We start from the raw sequence: 4041 nt of genomic DNA on the forward strand, positions 1-4041 counted from the left end.
CTTTCGACTGAGCCTTTCGTTTTATTTGATGCCTTTAATTAAAGCGGATAACAATTTCACACAGGAGGCCGCCTAGGCCGCGGCCGCGCGAATTCGAGCTCGGTACCATTTATCAGGGTTATTGTCTCATGAGCGGATACATATTTGAATGTATTTAGAAAAATAAACAAATAGGGGTTCCGCGCACATTTCCCCGAAAAGTGCCACCTGACGTCTAAGAAACCATTATTATCATGACATTAACCTATAAAAATAGGCGTATCACGAGGCCCTTTCGTCTTCACCTCGAGAAAATTTATCAAAAAGAGTGTTGACTTGTGAGCGGATAACAATGATACTTAGATTCAATTGTGAGCGGATAACAATTTCACACATCTAGAGTCGACCTGCAGGCATGCAAGCTTAGGAGGAAAAACATATGGATAGCACCGAAAACGTGATCAAACCGTTCATGCGCTTTAAGGTTCACATGGAAGGCTCTGTGAATGGTCACGAATTTGAGATTGAGGGCGAAGGCGAGGGAAAACCGTATGAAGGGACACAGACGGCCAAACTGCAAGTGACCAAAGGTGGTCCATTACCGTTTGCCTGGGATATTCTGTCACCCCAGTTTCAGTATGGTTCCAAAGTTTATGTGAAACATCCAGCGGATATTCCTGACTACAAGAAGCTGAGCTTTCCGGAAGGCTTCAAATGGGAACGCGTCATGAACTTTGAAGATGGAGGCGTAGTTACCGTGACTCAAGATTCTTCGCTGCAAGACGGCACGTTCATCTACCATGTGAAATTCATCGGTGTCAACTTTCCGAGTGATGGTCCGGTAATGCAGAAGAAAACGTTAGGGTGGGAACCCAGTACTGAACGGTTGTATCCTCGTGATGGCGTCCTGAAAGGGGAAATTCATAAAGCGCTGAAACTCAAAGGCGGTGGTCACTATCTTGTCGAGTTCAAATCCATCTATATGGCGAAGAAACCGGTTAAACTGCCAGGCTACTACTACGTGGACAGCAAACTGGACATTACCTCGCATAATGAGGATTACACCGTTGTAGAGCAGTATGAACGTGCAGAAGCTCGCCATCACTTGTTCCAGTAAACTAGTCTTGGACTCCTGTTGATAGATCCAGTAATGACCTCAGAACTCCATCTGGATTTGTTCAGAACGCTCGGTTGCCGCCGGGCGTTTTTTATTGGTGAGAATCCAGGGGTCCCCAATAATTACGATTTAAATTTGTGTCTCAAAATCTCTGATGTTACATTGCACAAGATAAAAATATATCATCATGAACAATAAAACTGTCTGCTTACATAAACAGTAATACAAGGGGTGTTATGAGCCATATTCAGCGTGAAACGAGCTGTAGCCGTCCGCGTCTGAACAGCAACATGGATGCGGATCTGTATGGCTATAAATGGGCGCGTGATAACGTGGGTCAGAGCGGCGCGACCATTTATCGTCTGTATGGCAAACCGGATGCGCCGGAACTGTTTCTGAAACATGGCAAAGGCAGCGTGGCGAACGATGTGACCGATGAAATGGTGCGTCTGAACTGGCTGACCGAATTTATGCCGCTGCCGACCATTAAACATTTTATTCGCACCCCGGATGATGCGTGGCTGCTGACCACCGCGATTCCGGGCAAAACCGCGTTTCAGGTGCTGGAAGAATATCCGGATAGCGGCGAAAACATTGTGGATGCGCTGGCCGTGTTTCTGCGTCGTCTGCATAGCATTCCGGTGTGCAACTGCCCGTTTAACAGCGATCGTGTGTTTCGTCTGGCCCAGGCGCAGAGCCGTATGAACAACGGCCTGGTGGATGCGAGCGATTTTGATGATGAACGTAACGGCTGGCCGGTGGAACAGGTGTGGAAAGAAATGCATAAACTGCTGCCGTTTAGCCCGGATAGCGTGGTGACCCACGGCGATTTTAGCCTGGATAACCTGATTTTCGATGAAGGCAAACTGATTGGCTGCATTGATGTGGGCCGTGTGGGCATTGCGGATCGTTATCAGGATCTGGCCATTCTGTGGAACTGCCTGGGCGAATTTAGCCCGAGCCTGCAAAAACGTCTGTTTCAGAAATATGGCATTGATAATCCGGATATGAACAAACTGCAATTTCATCTGATGCTGGATGAATTTTTCTAATAATTAATTGGACCGCGGTCCGCGCGTTGTCCTTTTCCGCTGCATAACCCTGCTTCGGGGTCATTATAGCGATTTTTTCGGTATATCCATCCTTTTTCGCACGATATACAGGATTTTGCCAAAGGGTTCGTGTAGACTTTCCTTGGTGTATCCAACGGCGTCAGCCGGGCAGGATAGGTGAAGTAGGCCCACCCGCGAGCGGGTGTTCCTTCTTCACTGTCCCTTATTCGCACCTGGCGGTGCTCAACGGGAATCCTGCTCTGCGAGGCTGGCCGTAGGCCGGCCCTACCGGCGCGGCAGCGTTACCCGTGTCGGCGGCTCCAACGGCTCGCCATCGTCCAGAAAACACGGCTCATCGGGCATCGGCAGGCGCTGCTGCCCGCGCCGTTCCCATTCCTCCGTTTCGGTCAAGGCTGGCAGGTCTGGTTCCATGCCCGGAATGCCGGGCTGGCTGGGCGGCTCCTCGCCGGGGCCGGTCGGTAGTTGCTGCTCGCCCGGATACAGGGTCGGGATGCGGCGCAGGTCGCCATGCCCCAACAGCGATTCGTCCTGGTCGTCGTGATCAACCACCACGGCGGCACTGAACACCGACAGGCGCAACTGGTCGCGGGGCTGGCCCCACGCCACGCGGTCATTGACCACGTAGGCCGACACGGTGCCGGGGCCGTTGAGCTTCACGACGGAGATCCAGCGCTCGGCCACCAAGTCCTTGACTGCGTATTGGACCGTCCGCAAAGAACGTCCGATGAGCTTGGAAAGTGTCTTCTGGCTGACCACCACGGCGTTCTGGTGGCCCATCTGCGCCACGAGGTGATGCAGCAGCATTGCCGCCGTGGGTTTCCTCGCAATAAGCCCGGCCCACGCCTCATGCGCTTTGCGTTCCGTTTGCACCCAGTGACCGGGCTTGTTCTTGGCTTGAATGCCGATTTCTCTGGACTGCGTGGCCATGCTTATCTCCATGCGGTAGGGGTGCCGCACGGTTGCGGCACCATGCGCAATCAGCTGCAACTTTTCGGCAGCGCGACAACAATTATGCGTTGCGTAAAAGTGGCAGTCAATTACAGATTTTCTTTAACCTACGCAATGAGCTATTGCGGGGGGTGCCGCAATGAGCTGTTGCGTACCCCCCTTTTTTAAGTTGTTGATTTTTAAGTCTTTCGCATTTCGCCCTATATCTAGTTCTTTGGTGCCCAAAGAAGGGCACCCCTGCGGGGTTCCCCCACGCCTTCGGCGCGGCTCCCCCTCCGGCAAAAAGTGGCCCCTCCGGGGCTTGTTGATCGACTGCGCGGCCTTCGGCCTTGCCCAAGGTGGCGCTGCCCCCTTGGAACCCCCGCACTCGCCGCCGTGAGGCTCGGGGGGCAGGCGGGCGGGCTTCGCCCTTCGACTGCCCCCACTCGCATAGGCTTGGGTCGTTCCAGGCGCGTCAAGGCCAAGCCGCTGCGCGGTCGCTGCGCGAGCCTTGACCCGCCTTCCACTTGGTGTCCAACCGGCAAGCGAAGCGCGCAGGCCGCAGGCCGGAGGCTTTTCCCCAGAGAAAATTAAAAAAATTGATGGGGCAAGGCCGCAGGCCGCGCAGTTGGAGCCGGTGGGTATGTGGTCGAAGGCTGGGTAGCCGGTGGGCAATCCCTGTGGTCAAGCTCGTGGGCAGGCGCAGCCTGTCCATCAGCTTGTCCAGCAGGGTTGTCCACGGGCCGAGCGAAGCGAGCCAGCCGGTGGCCGCTCGCGGCCATCGTCCACATATCCACGGGCTGGCAAGGGAGCGCAGCGACCGCGCAGGGCGAAGCCCGGAGAGCAAGCCCGTAGGGGGGGCGCGCCCAGCTGTCTAGGGCGGCGGATTTGTCCTACTCAGGAGAGCGTTCACCGACAAACAACAGATAAAACGAAAGGCCCAGT

General features: G+C 54.3%; 4 protein-coding genes and 1 pseudogene. 3 read left to right on the forward strand and 2 right to left on the reverse strand.

Annotated features, from left to right (window positions below):
- The first annotated feature begins 418 nt into the window (after positions 1–418).
- Positions 419–1096: a hypothetical protein gene (locus tag ACHPFG_RS30740; protein ID WP_431703550.1), complete on the forward strand. Its 678-nt coding sequence runs from the start codon at positions 419–421 to the stop codon at positions 1094–1096.
- Between the two features lie 39 nt (positions 1097–1135).
- Here ACHPFG_RS30740 and ACHPFG_RS30745 read toward each other — a convergent pair.
- Positions 1136–1201: pseudogene (locus tag ACHPFG_RS30745) on the reverse strand (hypothetical protein); the annotation flags it as partial.
- 131 nt (positions 1202–1332) lie between these two features.
- On the opposite strand from ACHPFG_RS30745, the gene ACHPFG_RS30750 reads away from it, so the two are divergent.
- On the forward strand, positions 1333–2148 hold the full coding sequence (locus ACHPFG_RS30750) for an aminoglycoside O-phosphotransferase APH(3')-Ia (protein ID WP_000018329.1): 816 nt from the start codon (positions 1333–1335) through the stop codon (positions 2146–2148).
- 285 nt (positions 2149–2433) lie between these two features.
- Here the strand turns inward: ACHPFG_RS30750 and ACHPFG_RS30755 are convergent, their stop codons facing one another.
- Entirely contained in the window at positions 2434–2946 is a 513-nt protein-coding gene (locus ACHPFG_RS30755) for a hypothetical protein (RefSeq protein WP_431703548.1), read from the reverse strand.
- Here ACHPFG_RS30755 and ACHPFG_RS30760 point away from each other — a divergent pair.
- Complete coding sequence (locus ACHPFG_RS30760) at positions 2938–3285, forward strand: hypothetical protein (protein WP_431703549.1); 348 nt, start codon at positions 2938–2940, stop codon at positions 3283–3285. The two genes, ACHPFG_RS30755 and ACHPFG_RS30760, sit on opposite strands and share 9 nt — an antisense overlap.
- Positions 3286–4041 lie beyond the last annotated feature (756 nt).

The sequence above is a fragment of the Pseudomonas sp. BR20 genome, assembly GCF_050780135.1.
In the GTDB taxonomy this organism is placed as follows: Bacteria; Pseudomonadota; Gammaproteobacteria; order Pseudomonadales; family Pseudomonadaceae; genus Aquipseudomonas.

Bases quoted from the DNA above. Each gene is read 5' to 3' on its own strand.
- ACHPFG_RS30740 (WP_431703550.1), top strand. From the start codon at position 419: ATGGATAGCACCGAAAACGTGATCAAACCGTTCATGCGCTTTAAGGTT.
- ACHPFG_RS30755 (WP_431703548.1), bottom strand. From the start codon at position 2,946: ATGGGCCACCAGAACGCCGTGGTGGTCAGCCAGAAGACACTTTCCAAG.
- ACHPFG_RS30750 (WP_000018329.1), top strand. From the start codon at position 1,333: ATGAGCCATATTCAGCGTGAAACGAGCTGTAGCCGTCCGCGTCTGAAC.